Here is a 14,934-nt window from a genome sequence, read left to right as displayed (position 1 = left end):
TCACTCCTGTTAGTGGGCAGTCGAAAGTGACTGACCGGGACGGTAGAGATGAGGAAGGCGGATCTGTTGGGGCGGCGCTTCGCCCGCGATGCGCGCCAGAAGATGCTCGAACGCCCGCCGCCCCATGTCGCGCGCGGGCTGAACGATGGAGGCGAGGCTCGGCGCAATGAGCTGGCCGACATTGATGCCGTCCATGCCGATGACGGACACATCGTCCGGCACGCCCAGCCCGAGTTCGCGCAACCGGGCGATGGTGCGCAGCGCCAGCAGATCATTCGAGCAGAAAATGCCCGTCGGACGCTGGGGGTTTAGAAAAGCGGCGCGGAGCGCGTCGCAGGTGAGATCATTGTTGAAGTCGATCTCGATCAGCGCCGGGTCGGGCAATCCGGCGGCACGCACGGCGGCGATGAAACCTCCATGGCGCAGGCGGGACCGGTCGGAGGCGATGAAGCGCCCGGCCACCATGCCAAGACGCTGGTGCCCCCGCGCGATCAGCGCCGTGGCCGCATCGTGCCCGGCCAGGGCGTTATCGACCGCCACGCTGGAGCGTTCCGGGCGGGGCGATTCGTTGTGGAAGAGCACATAGGGCGTGTGCTCCTCATCCAACCCATCCAGGGTCGGGCAATGGGCCGCATCGGTCACGGTGATGATCAGCCCGGCCACGCGTTCTGCCAGCAGCCCGTCGACAGCGGCTTGTTCGTGGTGCGTGTCATAATCGCTGGAGGTGATCAGCACCGTCCAGCCCGCGTCGCGCGCGGCCTCCTGGATGCCGGCCACGCTGTCGGCAAATACCGGGTTGGCGAGCGTGGGCAGCAGCACGCCGATGCTGCGGCTTTGTCCCATGCGCAGATCCCGCCCCATGCGGTTGGGGCGGAAGCCGAGTTGGCGCACAGCCTCGCGCACCCGCGCCGCGGTTTCCGGGCGGATGATGCCGGTGCCGTTCAGGACCCGCGAGACGGTGGCGATGGAAACCCCCGCGCAGGCGGCGACATCATGCAAGGTAGGACGCGGCGGACCATTCATGGCCGCTCCTTAGCCGGCGAACCATGACGGTTTGGCGACAAAAAGAAAACGTTTACATGAAGCCTGCCGCCAAGCTCCAGCGCGGGCGGGCCGCGTTGTTTGTCCAGATCGGCCCCAGCGAGCCAAGCCGTGCACTATTTCCGCTCGTAAACCGATGTTTGGAGATGAATATCGTCCCGCATCTCGATCACTCCTGAGAATTTTCGAAGTCGCCGTCACCGAGCAGTGCTCTGTGTAATATCTCGGTTTCCTCGTCGGCAGGAAACATGGTTTCGATACGCAGTTCCTGGGCCGCGACTGTTTGCGGCGTTCCCACGCTCGTCACCATGGAAAAATAATTCAGCCGCCTGCCGCCCTTGATAAAGCTGAGCGGGATGACCGGCATGGCGGATGGTGCCCCAGCTTCGGCATGCGGCGGCGGGATATCGGGAAAGGCGCGCAGCGTTGTTAGCAATGCCTTGGTCCTGTCATCGACGATCCGCCCGACCGATTCACGATGAACACGCTGAATGAGGCTTGCCGCCATAGTGGCAAAATCGGCAATGAAAGGACGCATCGCCGCTGGATCGAACATCAACTCCAGCATGTTGCGGGGATGCCGGCGCGCCGAAAGATCGCAGAACTGGCCGAAGAAGCGTGGGGCTGCCTGATTGGTCATCAGCACATTCCAGTAGCGGTCCATCACCAGCGCTGGAAACGGCTCATGCTGGAGCAGCATGCGAGAGAGCGCACGGTTTATGGCAGCCATCTCAGGGCCGTCCCAGGCAATATCGGGATAGATCGGTGCATAGCCGCCGGCGAGCAGCAAGCTGTTGCGGTCGCGCAGGGGCATGTCGAGTACCGTGGCAATGTCGATGAGCATCTGCCGGCTGGGTATGCTGCGCCCAACCTCGATGAAACTGATATGGCGTTGCGACACGCCGGCATCGAGCGAGAGGTCGAGCTGGCTCTTGCCGCGCAGCTCGCGCCACTGGCGCAGCAATATGCCGGTTTGCGGCCTGTCTGCCATGGTTTGCGTTGCCATTCACGCCCTCCTGTGGTCAGCTTGATCCCATGATAACGGCACCGCCAGCATCATGCCTCGGCATGAGGCTGACGGCCAGCTCATCATCCCCGCCAAGCATGCGGGACCAAAAAATCCTCCAACGGCGGCTGCGTGATGGTGCCGCCATAGTTTGTGATGGTCGAGGCCGCCGTAACGGCTAGAATTTCCATGCTCTGCGCCCGGGTGAAACCGGCGGCGATGAAGCCTCCTAGATCCTGTTGCGTGACATGGCCACGTGTCTCAATCAGGCGGCGCGCCAGATGCGACAAGGCGGCGAGGCGCGCATGGGCAGGCAGCTTGCCGGCGCGGATGGCCTCCACATCCGCTTCAGTCAAACCTTCCCTCAGCGCCAGAATGGTGTGGAACGCCACGGCCCAGCAGCAGCCATTGGTGACGGCATTGGTCAGCAGCAGAGCCTGGATCTCGGCTTCGGTAAAGGTACCGGAATGGACTTGCTGGAACAAGCCCCAAAACCCCTTGAGCAGCTCTGGCGAGCTGGCCATGGCGCCGGCGATGTTGGGAATGAGCCCGAAAGCCTGCTGCAAGTTCGCAAGGATCGGCTGTGACGCTGCCGGGGCCGAATTCAGTGTGTGAATCGGATAAGTCATGATCGTTCCTTTAGGGATGTGCCACGGACAAATTCTGTCCGAACAGCGAGGATCAAATCGGAAGCGCTGTGGCTCGCCAACTACCTGAGAGGTAATCGGTGAACAGATATGCTATTGGGCTATCCGATTCCGACTACCGACATGGGGGAAAGCGGACTGTCAGGTCTTGGGTGAAAAGATAGAAAACCCGTCACTCCCTTGGTGACCCTATCGGATCATTCTTTTGCCCTCGGCGCATCGGCCTGCCGGGCCTCAGTTACGCGATATGGACAGCCCCGCGAGAAGCGGAGCGTACGCGGCGAGCCTGCGGGATATGAACTCAGTGAAGAGCCGCACGCGCTTCGTCTTGCGTGTTTCCCCCTGCGTAAGAAGCCAGAGCGTTCCATGCATGTGCAAATCGGTGCCGGGCACCCGCACCAGCAGGGGGGCGGCATCTCCGACGAAACACGGCAGTTTCGTCATCCCGATCCCTTGCTGTGCGGCGGCGATCTGCGCTTCGGCGTCCGGGGTCCTGAACGGAACTTTCGTGGTTTGAATTTCACTCTGCCGCGCCCAGTCCGGGATTCCGTGATTGTTGATGACGATCCAACGAAGGGCATCTTGCGCACCTGCACGCCACGCTTCCAGCCTGTCGCGAGACATATAGATGCCGCCGGACAATTCCGGCCCCTTCAGGCCGTGGAGATTGAGCGGCAAGGTCTTGCTGTCGACGACCACGCGGATCGCGACATCGGCGTCCCGGTTGGTCAGATTGACGACCTCGCCGGTCGATAGGACTTCCATCTCGATATCCGGGTGCAGACGTGCGAAATCGGCGAAATCCGGCATGAGCAGATGTGTCGCGAGGAAGGGTGGCAGCGTCACCCGCAAAAGCCCGCGCGCGCTCTGATCGCGCCCAAAGATCCGTGTTTCCAGCAAGTGCGACGACGCTTCCATCTGGTCCGCGAATTCCAGCACCTCCTCGCCCGCTTCCGTCATGCGGTAGCCCGAAGGCCGCTTTTCAAAAATCTGCACCCCAAGGCGTGCCTCGAGCTGGGCGATGCGCCGCAGCACGGTCGCGTGGTTCACCGCGAGGCGCTCGGCCGCGGCCCGCACCGAACCTCCACGCGCGACGGCAAGAAAATAGCGAACGTCATCCCAATCGATCATGGTGCAATCCCGCACCGCACGGCGCGCCTTCCAGAGCCGGCCTCCAACACCATCGGAGCCCCTTTCGAATAATGGTGCATGGGTGATGATTATGGCCCATGTCAGTCGGAAGGGCAAAATTACGATGGCAAGCACTGATGGCAGCGCCCGGCGTCAGCCGCCCAACCGGATAAATTTCGCACCACCGATGTGCGGGTTTGCGCACTCAACGCCCTGCTCTGGCGGACCTATGTCGGGGTTCCGGGGATAGCCCCGTACGACCGAAAGCGGAATCCGAAGGGAGACATCATGGGAAAGCTCAAGGGTAAGGTTGCCGTCATCACGGGTGGATCGAGCGGCATGGCGCTGGCGAGCGCCAAGCGGTTCGTTGAGGAAGGTGCTTATGTCTTCATCACAGGCCGGAGGCAGGAGGCGCTCGACGAGGCTGTGAAGCTGATTGGCCGGAACGTGACCGGCGTGCGCGGCGACGCGTCCAATCTCGACGACCTCGATCGTCTGTTCGACACGGTCAAGCGGGAAAAGGGCAAGATCGACATCCTGTACGCGAGCGCGGGTATCGGCGAAGCCGTCCCACTGGGCGAGATTACCGAGCAGCATTTCGATGCGACCTTCAACCTGAATGCACGCGGCACGCTGTTCACGGTCCAGAAGGCGTTGCCGCTGTTCAACGACGGCGGGTCGATCTTCATGACCGGGTCCGTTGCTTCCATCAAAGGGTTTCCCGGTTACAGCGTCTATGCCGCGAGCAAGGCGACGTTGCACGCCTTCGCACGCGGGTGGCTCAACGAACTGAAGGGTAGGAACATCCGGGTGAACGTGCTGCACCCAGGGCCGATCGCCACGCCGATGCAGGACCAGGTTCTCACCGAGGAGGCGAAACAGATGTTCGAATCCCTGATCCCACGGGGAAAGATGGGTCGTCCCGAAGAAATCGCGACGGCCGCGCTGTTTCTTGCCTCGGACGATTCGAGCTTCGTGAATGGGGTGGAATTGTCTGTCGACGGCGGCTTCTCGGCCATCTGAATTCGCGTCGGATCGCCGGAGTCCATGGTGGAACGACATCGCGCTGAACGGTCGGGCCGGCCACGCGGATGTCGTTCACAACACCACCGCGACAATTTCCACATGACGGAACGGAAAATCCGGTGCTCCTGAACACGAAACATCAACATCGAGACGGATCGGACAAGTATCATGAGCTATGCGATTATAGGATTCGGCAAGATCGGTCAGGCCCTGGCCCACGCCTTCGCCCGTAGGAATATCCACGTCACCGTGGCGAGCCGCCGGCTGCCCGAGGCACTGGCACAGCAGGCTCGGGCGATCGGCCCCACGGTCGTCGCCAAGTCGCTGCACGACGCGCTTGAGGCCGACACAATCATTCTGGCGGTCCCGTTCGGAGAGCATCGCGAGGTTGCGAAGGCCCTGCCGAACTGGAAGGGCAAGACGATCATCGACGCGATGAACACGTTTGGTGTTCCCCCTGAAGAGCTGGACGGCCTCCCGTCCTCCGCCTTCGTCGCGAAGGCGTTCACCGGCGCCAGGCTTGTGAAAGCTTTCAATCACCTGGTTGCGGCCATCCTGGCTACCGATCCAATCGTCGAAGGCGGGTACCGGGTCGTCTTTCTGTCGAGCGACGACGAGGACGCGACCGCTCCCGTGGCGGCCCTTGCCAGACAACTCGGGTTCGCACCCGTTAAGCTGGGAAAGCTCAATGAGGGTGGCGCACTGGTCCACGCACGCGACCGCATCTGGGGCCCCCTGATATTCCAGGATCTGCTCAAGAAGGAGCAGTAGCGACCGACGGCCGTCTGATCCGACCCGAGAGGCACGCCCCCAAAACGTCGGCTACTCATACGTTCCAAGATACCAACGTAAAAGCGCTTTCTCAGGTGGTATAGAGGCGGTTGGTCGCTGCCATGTTCGAGGAAAGTCAGCGTCCGATACCGAACTCGACTCATCACCCTCTGACGGCGCTAACAGCAGGTTTAAATCTCTTATGAACGCCATCACCCATTGAAAAATCATAATTTATTTTCATCGCTCCAGCTCATGACGGCAAGCCGGCTTGGCCCTTGAAGGCATCGCCTACCCGATCTGCTGCATAAGTGACGTTAGAAAATTGATGCATTGCTAAAATAATAACAGCCTGCCGAGCGGTCCCGACAATCGGTGGATTTGATCCGCATCAAAGCGCACCCCGGGGGCGGGGGCTACCTTCCGCTCACAACAAGCAGGTGCCCACCGCAATGTCAGCCAATGTCTTGACCGCAAATTCAGAACGCAGCGCGCGCTTCGGCTTCATCGTGGCCTGGGGCTTTTGCCTCCTCTTTTATTTCGGGCAGTATGCCCTACGCTCGGCGCCGGGGGTAATGATTCCGGAACTAACCAGCGCCTTCGGGCTTACCACGCTCGGTGTTAGTGCGCTCGTCGGACTCTATTATTACACTTACTCGACCTTCTCGATTGTGGCGGGCGCGACGCTTGACGGGCTGGGCGCCAAATACGTCATTCCGGCCGGCATTCTGCTGACAGCTGCGGGCGCCGTCCTGTTTGGCCTCGGCGTCGTCGGCGACGCCGAGGTCGGCCGGTTGCTCCAGGGCGCGGGGTCGGCCTTCGCATTCACGGGCGCTGTGTATCTCGCCGCGCATGGGTTTCCCCCGCGTTACCTTGCGACGGCGGTCGGATTTACCCAATGCTTTGGCATGCTCGGCGGCTCCGCCGGGCAGTTTGTGGTCGGGCGGCTCATTCATGGCACGGTCTTTTGGGAGCAGTTCTGGGTTCTGTCGGGTCTCGCCCTTGCGGTGATCGCAGCGCTGGTGTGGGTGGCGGCCCCACGCGGGCACGACGCACGGCCGGCCGGGTCCGGCTCGCTCCTGTCGATGCTTAAGCCTTACAAAACCGTTCTCTCGAATCCGCAATCTTATCTTTGTGGCTTCACGGCCGGGCTGCTGTTCCTGCCCACGACCATCGGCGACATGATCTGGGGCGTGCCTTATCTGCATCAGGGCCTCGGTGTCGGTTTCGCCGAGGCCGTTGACCGCGCGTCGATGGTGCCGCTTGGTTGGGTCATCGGTTGTCCGCTGCTCGGATATATCGCGGACCGGATTGGGCGCCGCAAACCGGTGCTGATCGGCGGCGCGCTGGTGATGTTGGTCGCCTCCGGCACGGTTGTCTATCTGCCGCATCTGATGCCGCCTTATGTGCTGGGGCTCTTACTGGGCATCGGCTCGGGCGCGGCGATGATCCCCTATACGGTCATCAAGGAGGTGAATCCGGACAATGTGAAGGGGAGTGCCACGGGCGCGATCAATTTCCTGGTCTTTACGTTCAGCGCGCTGCTGGCGCCGGTCTATGGCTGGTTGCTCAAGGATCTTTCCATCGGCGGATCGCTGACGCTCCTCGTCTTCCAGAAGGCCAGCGTCGTGGGCCTTATCGGGATTGTCCTCGCCATGGTGCTGGCCTGTTTCATCCGTGAGACCGGCCGCGCGGTCCAACCAACTGACATTGTGGGAACAAAATGATGAGTGACCATCATAAAGATATGAGCCCGGTCGTCGACATGACGAAGCGTCAGGCCACCGGGCCGGCCCGCAGCAGCCATCCCGCCTATGTCGACCTGTTGCCGCCTTGCAATCATGCGTGCCCAGCGGGCGAGGATATTCAGGGCTGGCTGAGCCTGGCGCAGGCGGGCAAATTCCGCGCAGCCTGGGAACATCTGGTGCGGGACAATCCGCTGCCCGCAATCCATGGCCGGGTCTGCTATCACCCGTGCGAAGGCGGCTGCAATCGCGCGGCGTTGGACAGCAGTGTGAGCATCCATGCGGTTGAGCGCTTCCTCGGCGATAAGGCGGCGGCCGAGGGGTGGCCGTTGCCGCGCGATGCGGCCCCCAGCGGCAAGCGTGTCCTCGTCATCGGCGGCGGGCCGAGCGGATTGTCGGCCGCGTATCACCTTGCGCGCCTGGGCCACGCGGTTGAGATCCATGAAGCCGGGCCACTCGCCGGCGGCATGATGCATTTCGGCATCCCGGCCTACCGGCTGCCGCGTGAGGATCTGATGCGCGAGATAAGGCGCATCGAGGCGATGGGGGTGAAGATCATCACCAACCGTAAAGTGACGGATGTTCTTGCCGAACAGGCGGCGGGGCAATTCGACGCCGTGTTCGTCGCGATCGGCGCCGGCGTGGGCAAACGTGTCGATATTCCGGCGCGTGACGCCGCGCGGGTGCTGGATGCGGTTTCGCTTCTGCATCATGTCGGCGCCGGCGAGACGCCGCGGCTCGGCCGCCGGGTCGTGGTCTATGGCGGCGGCAATACCGCGATGGATGCCGCGCGAACGGCCAAACGGCTCGGCGCCGAGGAAACGCTCATCGTCTACCGGCGCGACCGCGCGCATATGCCCGCGCATGCCTTCGAGGCGGATGAGGCCATCGAAGAAGGCATCAAGATCAAGTGGCTGACGACGATCAAGCAGGTCATCGGCCCGGAACTGACCGTCGAGATGATGGCGCTGGATGCCAACGGCAAGCCGCAGCCGACCGGGCAATTCGAAACGCTCGGTGCCGATGCCGTCGTGCTGGCGCTCGGCCAGGAAACCGAAAGCGGTTTCCTCCGGCAGGTGCCGGGACTCGTGTTTGCGGCTGACGGGGCCGTCATTGTCGGCCCTGACATGATGACCGGCCATGCGGGGATCTTCGCGGGCGGCGATATGGTTCCGGGCGAGCAATCCGTGACCATTGCGGTTGGGCAAGGCAAGCGCGCGGCGCGGCATATCGATGCCTGGCTGCGCGGGGCGCAGTATCAGCCGCCGGCCAAGCATCGGGTCGTCGGCTTCGCCGATCTTCATCTGCCGATCTACAGCGACGCGCTTCCGGCCCGTCAGCCGGAGCTTGCCCAGGCATTGCGGGAAGGGTTCGCCGAAGTGGTCGGCGGCCTCTCGGAGCGGCAGGCGCTGCATGAGGCCGCGCGCTGCCTGTCCTGCGGCAATTGCTATGAATGCGACAATTGCTTCGCCGCCTGCCCGGAAGCCGCAATCATAAAGCTCGGGCCCAAGCGCGGTTACAAGGTCGATCTCGCGCTTTGTACCGGATGCGCCGTTTGTTTCGAACAATGCCCGTGCCATGCGATCGACATGGTCGCCGAGCACATCTGAGCCAAGGACGACGATCATGAGCACAAGAACGACCATGGATGGCAATACGGCTGTGGCCGACGTCGCCTATCGCGTGAACGAGGTCTGCGCGATCTACCCGATTACCCCATCTTCCACGATGGCGGAACTCGCCGATCAGTGGGTGGCCGAGGGGCGGATGAACATCTGGGGGAATTCCCCGTTCGTGCAGGAGATGCAGAGCGAGGGCGGCGCCGCGGGCGCGGTGCATGGCGCGCTGCAATCCGGTGCACTGACCACCACCTTCACGGCATCGCAGGGCCTGTTGCTGATGCTGCCGAACATGCTGAAGATCGCCGGCGAGCTGACGTCGACGGTGTTCCACGTGGCGTCGCGCTCGGTTGCGACCTCCGCGCTTTCGATCTTCGGCGATCACTCCGACGTCATGATGGCGCGGACCACGGGCTTCGCGCTGCTCTCGTCCGCGTCGGTGCAGGAAGCGCACGATTCCGCTCTGATTGCGCAGATGGCGACGCTGGAATCGCGTGTCCCGTTTCTGCATTTCTTCGATGGATTCCGGACCTCGCATGAGCTGAACACGCTCGAACTGCTCAGCGACGCCGAGATCCGCGCGATGATCGACGACGATCTCGTCCGGGCTCATCGCGCCCGCGCCCTCAACCCGGAGCATCCTTTCGTGCGGGGCACGGCACATAACCCCGACACCTATTTCCAGGCGCGCGAGGCCGCGAATCCATTCTATGAGCGGGTGCCTGGCATCGTCGAGACCGCCATGGACCGTTTTGGCGCTCTCACGGGGCGGCATTACCGGTTGTTTGAATATGATGGCGACCCGGAGGCCGAACAGGTTCTGGTGCTGATGGGTTCAGGCGCGGAGACGGCGCGCGCGACGGTGGCCGCGATGCGGCGGGCCGGCGAGAAGATCGGTGTGCTGCAGGTGCGCCTCTTCCGGCCTTTTTCCACGCGCCATCTCCTGGCCGAGCTGCCGGCCTCCGTGCGCCGCATCGCCGTGCTGGAACAGACGAAGGAAAGCGGCGCCATCGGCGAGCCGCTGTTCCAGGACATCGTCACCAGCCTGGCCGGTGCGGTCTCGCGCGGCGAGCGTGCGCATCTGCCCTTGGTCATCGGTGGCCGCTACGGCATTTCCTCGAAGGATTTTACGCCGGCGATGGTCAAAGCCACGTTCGACGAACTGAAAGTGGAGCGGCCGCGCTCCAGCTTCACGGTCGGAATCGATGACGATGTCAGCCATACGAGCCTCACGGTCGATCCCGAGTTCAGCATCGAGGTGCCGGATGTCACGCGTGCCATGTTCTTCGGGCTTGGCGCTGATGGAACCGTCGGCGCCAACAAGAACAGCGTCAAGATTCTCGCCGAGGATGCCGGCCTCTTCGCGCAAGGCTATTTCGTCTACGATTCCCACAAATCCGGCGCGCAGACCGTATCGCATCTGCGCTTCGGCGCGACGCCGATCCACGCGCCCTATCTCATCGCGGCGGCGAATTTCGTCGCCTGTCACCAGTTCGTTTTCCTGGAACGGCAGGATGTGCTGCGGGTAGCGGCGCCGGGCGCAACCGTCTTGCTCAACGCGCCCTACCCGGCGGATCAGGTCTGGGCCCATCTGCCGCGCCCCGTCCAGCGCGCCATCATCGACAAGAGGTTGCAGCTTTTTGTCATCGACGCGTCCGCCGTCGCCCGGCAAGTCGGCCTGGGACAGCGCACAAACACCGTGCTGCAGACTTGCTTTTTCGCCATCTCCGGCGTGCTGCCGCGCGAGAAAGCCATCGCCCATATCAAGGAATCCATACGCAAGACCTATGGCCGCAAGGGGCAGGCGGTCGTCGACAAGAATTTTGCCGCCGTCGACGATACATTGCTGCACCTTCATGAAGTTCCGGTCCCGGCGATGGTCACCAACGCGCAGGAATTGCCGCCGCTCGTCCCGGCCGACGCGCCGTCTTTCGTGAAGGAAGTTACCGCGCGGATGTTCGCCGGAGAAGGCGACCGGATCCCCGTCAGCCTGATGCCGGTCGACGGGACGTTTCCCTCAGGTACCAGCGCCTATGAGAAGCGGAACGTGTCCGACATTGTGCCGGAATGGCGCGACGATCTCTGCATCCAGTGCGGGCAATGCAGTTTCGTTTGCCCCCACAGCGTCATCCGGGCGCGCTACTATAACGAGGATCAGCTCGCCACCGCACCGGAAGGCTTCAAGTCCGCGCCCGTCAATGCGCGCGGTTATCCGGAAGCACGCTTCACTCTGCAATTTTATGTCGAGGATTGCACGGGATGCGGGCTTTGCGTGGAAGCCTGCCCGGCCACCAGCCCGCGCGAACCGGATGTCAAAGCGATCAACATGACCGAGAAATTGCCGATCCTGGAGAGGGAGCAGGCCAATATCAAATTCTTCGAAACGCTCCCGGTCAACGACCGCGCCCGGGTCGACTTCGCCAATGTCCGTGGCGTGCAGTTTCTCGAGCCGCTGTTCCAGTTCCCCGGCGCCTGTGCGGGCTGTGGTGAGACGCCCTATCTCAAACTGCTGAGTCAGCTCTTTGGCGATCGCGCGCAAATCGCCAATGCCACGGGCTGTTCCTCGATCTATGGCGGCAACCTCCCGGTCACTCCCTGGAGCAAAAACCATGAGGGCCGCGGCCCCGCCTGGTCGAATTCCCTGTTCGAGGACAATGCCGAGTTCGGCCTTGGCTTCCGGCTTGCGGCCGACCAGCACCTGGCGCTCGCACAGACCCTGCTGGCCGGCCTCGCCGAGAAAATTGGCCCGGAGCTTGCCGATGCCATCGCCAAGGCGCCGCAGGTTCAGGAATCGGAGATCCGGGCGCAACGCCTGCGGGTGGCCGAACTAAAGGTCCGCCTTCTGGCACTGCCCGATGATCCGGCCGCGCGTGACCTGCTCTCCGTCATCGACCATCTTGTCCGGCGCAGCATCTGGATCGTGGGAGGTGACGGCTGGGCCTACGATATCGGCTATGGCGGCCTGGACCACGTGCTGGCCTCGGGCCGCAACGTAAACGTCCTGGTGCTGGATACCGAGGTCTATTCGAATACGGGCGGTCAGGCGTCGAAGGCGACGCCGCTCGGCGCCGTCGCGAAATTCGCCGCCGCCGGCAAGCGGACCGCCCGCAAGGATCTGGCGTTGCAGGCCATTGCCTATGGCAATGTCTATGTCGCGCAAGTTGCGATGGGCGCCAATCCGCAGCAGACGCTGCAGGCGTTCCGCGAGGCGGAGGCTTATCAGGGCCCGTCGCTGATCCTCGCTTACAGTCATTGCATCGCGCACGGCATCGATATGCGGCTCGGCCTGAAGCAGCAGGATCTTGCAACGGCCAGCGGATATTGGCCGCTGTTCCGGTTCAACCCCGAGATGCGAGCGGTCGGCGAATCTCCCTTCCGGCTGGACTCGCCGCGGCCGCACATTCCGTTCAAGGACTATGCCTATAATGAGATCCGTTATCGTACCCTGGCGCAGTCGCGCCCGGCCGAGGCGGTATCTCTGATGTCGGCAGCGCAGCGCGCGGTCAATGAAAAATACCGGCAATATGAGGACCTCGCGATGCGCGACGGCAGCCGCTTCAACCCCGACGCGCCCGGCGCATCCGAATAGCAAGGACATGATAGCGTGAAGGTAATTGTTTTCGATACACACGGTTATGACCGGGCCGCGCTCGATAAGGCCAACGCCATGCACGGCCACGAATTGTGTTTTCTGAATATGCGGTTGGATCCCACGACCGTACACCGGGCCGAGGGGCACGATGCGGTTATCGGCTTCGTCAACGACCAATTCGATGACGAGACGTTAACGAAATTAGCGGTCGGCGGTGTACGCCTGATCGCGTTGCGTTGCGCCGGGCATAACAATGTCGACATGGATGCGGCGCGGCGGCTCGGCCTGAGCGTCGTGAATGTGCCGTCCTATGCGCCGCATCCGGTCGCTGAGTATGTCTTAGCGCTGGTGCTCTCGCTGGTCCGCCGTCTGCCCCAGGCTCATGATCGCGTGCGCGGTGGAAATTTCAGCATTGAAGGTCTCGTCGGCTTTAATCTGTACGGCAAGACCTTCGGGATCGTCGGGCTCGGCCAGATCGGTATGGCCGTGGCAACGATCGCGCAGGGGATGGGATGCCAGCTGCTGGCCTACGACCCGGCCCCGCCACCAACGGATCTGCCGATCACCTTCGTGGAACTGGAACAGCTGCTCGCCGCCAGCCAGATCGTCTCCTTGCATGCCCCTCTCACGCCGGAGACGCGTCATATGCTCGATCGGCGCCGTCTTGGCCTGATGCAGCCAGGGTCCGTGCTGATCAACACCAGCCGTGGCGGCCTGATCGACACGGACGCGCTGATCGATACGGTGAAGGAAGGGCGTTTCTGTGGCGTCGGCCTCGATGTCTACGAAAAGGAGGAGGCCATGTTCTATCGGGATCTCTCCAATGAAATCCTGACCGATGATGACATGGCAAGGCTCATGACGTTCAAAAATGTCATCGTGACTTCGCATATGGGCTTTCTGACACAAGAGGCCTTGCAGGAGATCGCGAACACGACACTTGCCAGCCTGTCCGCCTATGCGGCCGGGCTCCCGCTCGCACACGCGATTGCAGCCTGAATCGCGATCGCCGACGATTGCCTCAAAAGGAGCACCCTATGTCTCTTGCCACACAATATCTTGGTCTGTCGTTGAAAAACCCATTGATCGCGTCGGCCGCGCCGGCCAATGCGGAACTCGACCATTTGCGCCGCGTGGAAGATGCCGGCGCCGCCGCGGTCGTGTTGCCATCGCTGTTCCAGGAGCAGATCGAGGCCGAGGCCGCCCTTCACGATTCCCTGCGCGGTTGGGGCAGCTATAACTCGCCCGAGGTATCGAGTTATTTTCCTGAGCTGATCAGCGGTCCTTATGGCGTGGGACCGGACGCGTATCTCGGTCTCGTCCGGCGCGCCAAAGCGGCCCTTTCCATTCCGGTCATCGCGAGCTTGAATGGGACTACGAAGGAAGGCTGGATCGAATACGCGACGTTGCTGCAGCAGGCAGGCGCCGACGCCATCGAGCTGAACATGTATATGGTTCCGGTCGACATGTCGATGAGCGGTCAGGCGATCGAAGATCGTTATGTGGCCATTGTCGACGCCACCCGTCGCGCCGTCGATATTCCTCTGGCCGTGAAACTCTCCCCTTATGCCAGCGCACTCGGTAATCTCGCCCGGCGGCTCCAGGAAAACGGTGCAGACGGTCTGGTTCTGTTCAACCGCTTGCTGCAACCGGAAATCGACCTCGCGACATTGCGCGTGACGGAAGGCATCCATCTCAGCACGAATGCCGAGATGGCGCTGCCGCTATCATGGATCGCCCTTCTGGCTGCCCAGACTGAGGCGTCTCTGGCCGCATCGGGCGGTGTCGAAGGCGCTGATGATGTGGTGAAATTCCTTCTCGCTGGCGCGGATGTCGTGATGACAACGTCCGCCTTGATACGCCATGGCGCTGGCCATCTCACTGTGCTTCTGGGTGGCCTGCGAGGCTGGATGGAAACGCGTCATTTCGACTCCGTCTCGGATCTTCGCGGCCTGATGAGTAGGGCGAAATCAACCCGGAAGGACGTCTATGGCCGGCCAAGCTACATCAAGATGCTGAATGCGGGTGTCGCGAGCTAGAGCGCGATGACCTTAAGTCGAACCATGAATGATCGGATCGCCGCGCGATTCGATCTAAAATCATCCGGCTCTCGGTTTTGTTCCTCAGATCGTCACCCCATTGCACCGGGGGTAACGGACATCGCCAGGAGAGCATTAGCTGTGTCTGGTCACGATTTATATGTGTATTTGGTGATTGGTTGCGGGGGCACGATTTGAACGTGCGGCCTTCAGGTTATGAGCCTGACGAGCTACCGGGCTGCTCCACCCCGCGTTGTGTGGTTTGTTGTTTTGATAGGTTGGAGGACCTGGCGGCGACCTACTCTCCCGTGCCTTAA

General features: G+C 62.2%; 11 protein-coding genes and 1 tRNA gene. 7 read left to right on the top strand and 5 right to left on the bottom strand.

The genetic code is table 11. The annotated features are described in order from the left end of the window. Nucleotides 1-9: 9 nt before the first annotated feature. The 4 genes from VNC39_RS16415 to VNC39_RS16400 form a co-directional block, all read right to left on the bottom strand. Nucleotides 10-1,023, bottom strand: a complete 1,014-nt coding sequence (locus VNC39_RS16415) for a LacI family DNA-binding transcriptional regulator (RefSeq protein ID WP_325400728.1) — start codon at nucleotides 1,021-1,023, stop codon at nucleotides 10-12. A gap of 187 nt (nucleotides 1,024-1,210) precedes the next feature. Then, nucleotides 1,211-2,047 carry a helix-turn-helix transcriptional regulator gene (locus tag VNC39_RS16410; protein ID WP_325400727.1) on the bottom strand — a complete coding sequence of 279 codons (837 nt, stop codon included), beginning with the start codon at nucleotides 2,045-2,047 and terminating at the stop codon, nucleotides 1,211-1,213. 83 nt (nucleotides 2,048-2,130) lie between these two features. After that, nucleotides 2,131-2,676, bottom strand: coding sequence for a carboxymuconolactone decarboxylase family protein (locus VNC39_RS16405; RefSeq protein ID WP_325400726.1), 546 nt, complete (start codon nucleotides 2,674-2,676; stop codon nucleotides 2,131-2,133). Nucleotides 2,677-2,928: 252 nt separating this feature from the next. Further along, a complete protein-coding gene (locus VNC39_RS16400) occupies nucleotides 2,929-3,825 on the bottom strand; it encodes a LysR family transcriptional regulator (protein WP_325400725.1) in 897 nt (298 codons plus the stop codon). Nucleotides 3,826-4,113: 288 nt separating this feature from the next. Between VNC39_RS16400 and VNC39_RS16395 the strand changes: the two genes are divergently transcribed. The 7 genes from VNC39_RS16395 (at nucleotide 4,114) to VNC39_RS16365 (ending at nucleotide 14,617) form a co-directional block, all read left to right on the top strand. Beyond that, nucleotides 4,114-4,848 carry an SDR family NAD(P)-dependent oxidoreductase gene (locus VNC39_RS16395; protein ID WP_325400724.1) on the top strand — a complete coding sequence of 245 codons (735 nt, stop codon included), beginning with the start codon at nucleotides 4,114-4,116 and terminating at the stop codon, nucleotides 4,846-4,848. Between the two features lie 171 nt (nucleotides 4,849-5,019). Further along, nucleotides 5,020-5,622: an NADPH-dependent F420 reductase gene (locus tag VNC39_RS16390; RefSeq protein ID WP_408840921.1), complete on the top strand. Its 603-nt coding sequence runs from the start codon at nucleotides 5,020-5,022 to the stop codon at nucleotides 5,620-5,622. A 452-nt stretch (nucleotides 5,623-6,074) separates the two neighbouring features. Then, entirely contained in the window at nucleotides 6,075-7,349 is a 1,275-nt protein-coding gene (locus VNC39_RS16385) for an MFS transporter (protein WP_325400723.1), read from the top strand. After that, nucleotides 7,349-8,977 carry an NAD(P)-binding protein gene (locus tag VNC39_RS16380; protein WP_325400722.1) on the top strand — a complete coding sequence of 543 codons (1,629 nt, stop codon included), beginning with the start codon at nucleotides 7,349-7,351 and terminating at the stop codon, nucleotides 8,975-8,977. Before VNC39_RS16385 ends, VNC39_RS16380 begins: the two co-directional genes overlap by 1 nt. A gap of 16 nt (nucleotides 8,978-8,993) precedes the next feature. Further along, nucleotides 8,994-12,575: a pyruvate:ferredoxin (flavodoxin) oxidoreductase gene (gene nifJ / locus VNC39_RS16375; protein WP_325400721.1), complete on the top strand. Its 3,582-nt coding sequence runs from the start codon at nucleotides 8,994-8,996 to the stop codon at nucleotides 12,573-12,575. A 15-nt stretch (nucleotides 12,576-12,590) separates the two neighbouring features. Next, nucleotides 12,591-13,577, top strand: a complete 987-nt coding sequence (locus tag VNC39_RS16370; protein WP_325400720.1) for a 2-hydroxyacid dehydrogenase — start codon at nucleotides 12,591-12,593, stop codon at nucleotides 13,575-13,577. 38 nt (nucleotides 13,578-13,615) lie between these two features. Continuing rightward, complete coding sequence (locus tag VNC39_RS16365) at nucleotides 13,616-14,617, top strand: dihydroorotate dehydrogenase-like protein (RefSeq protein WP_325400719.1); 1,002 nt, start codon at nucleotides 13,616-13,618, stop codon at nucleotides 14,615-14,617. A 176-nt stretch (nucleotides 14,618-14,793) separates the two neighbouring features. Here the strand turns inward: VNC39_RS16365 and VNC39_RS16360 are convergent. Further along, nucleotides 14,794-14,870: transfer RNA gene (locus VNC39_RS16360), tRNA-Met, on the bottom strand. Nucleotides 14,871-14,934 lie beyond the last annotated feature (64 nt).

The sequence above is a fragment of the Acidocella sp. genome, from assembly GCF_035535915.1.
In the GTDB taxonomy this organism is placed as follows: domain Bacteria; phylum Pseudomonadota; class Alphaproteobacteria; order Acetobacterales; family Acetobacteraceae; genus Acidocella.
The sequence above is the reverse complement of the archived record's forward strand: the minus strand, read 5'-3'. Positions and strand labels throughout refer to the sequence as shown.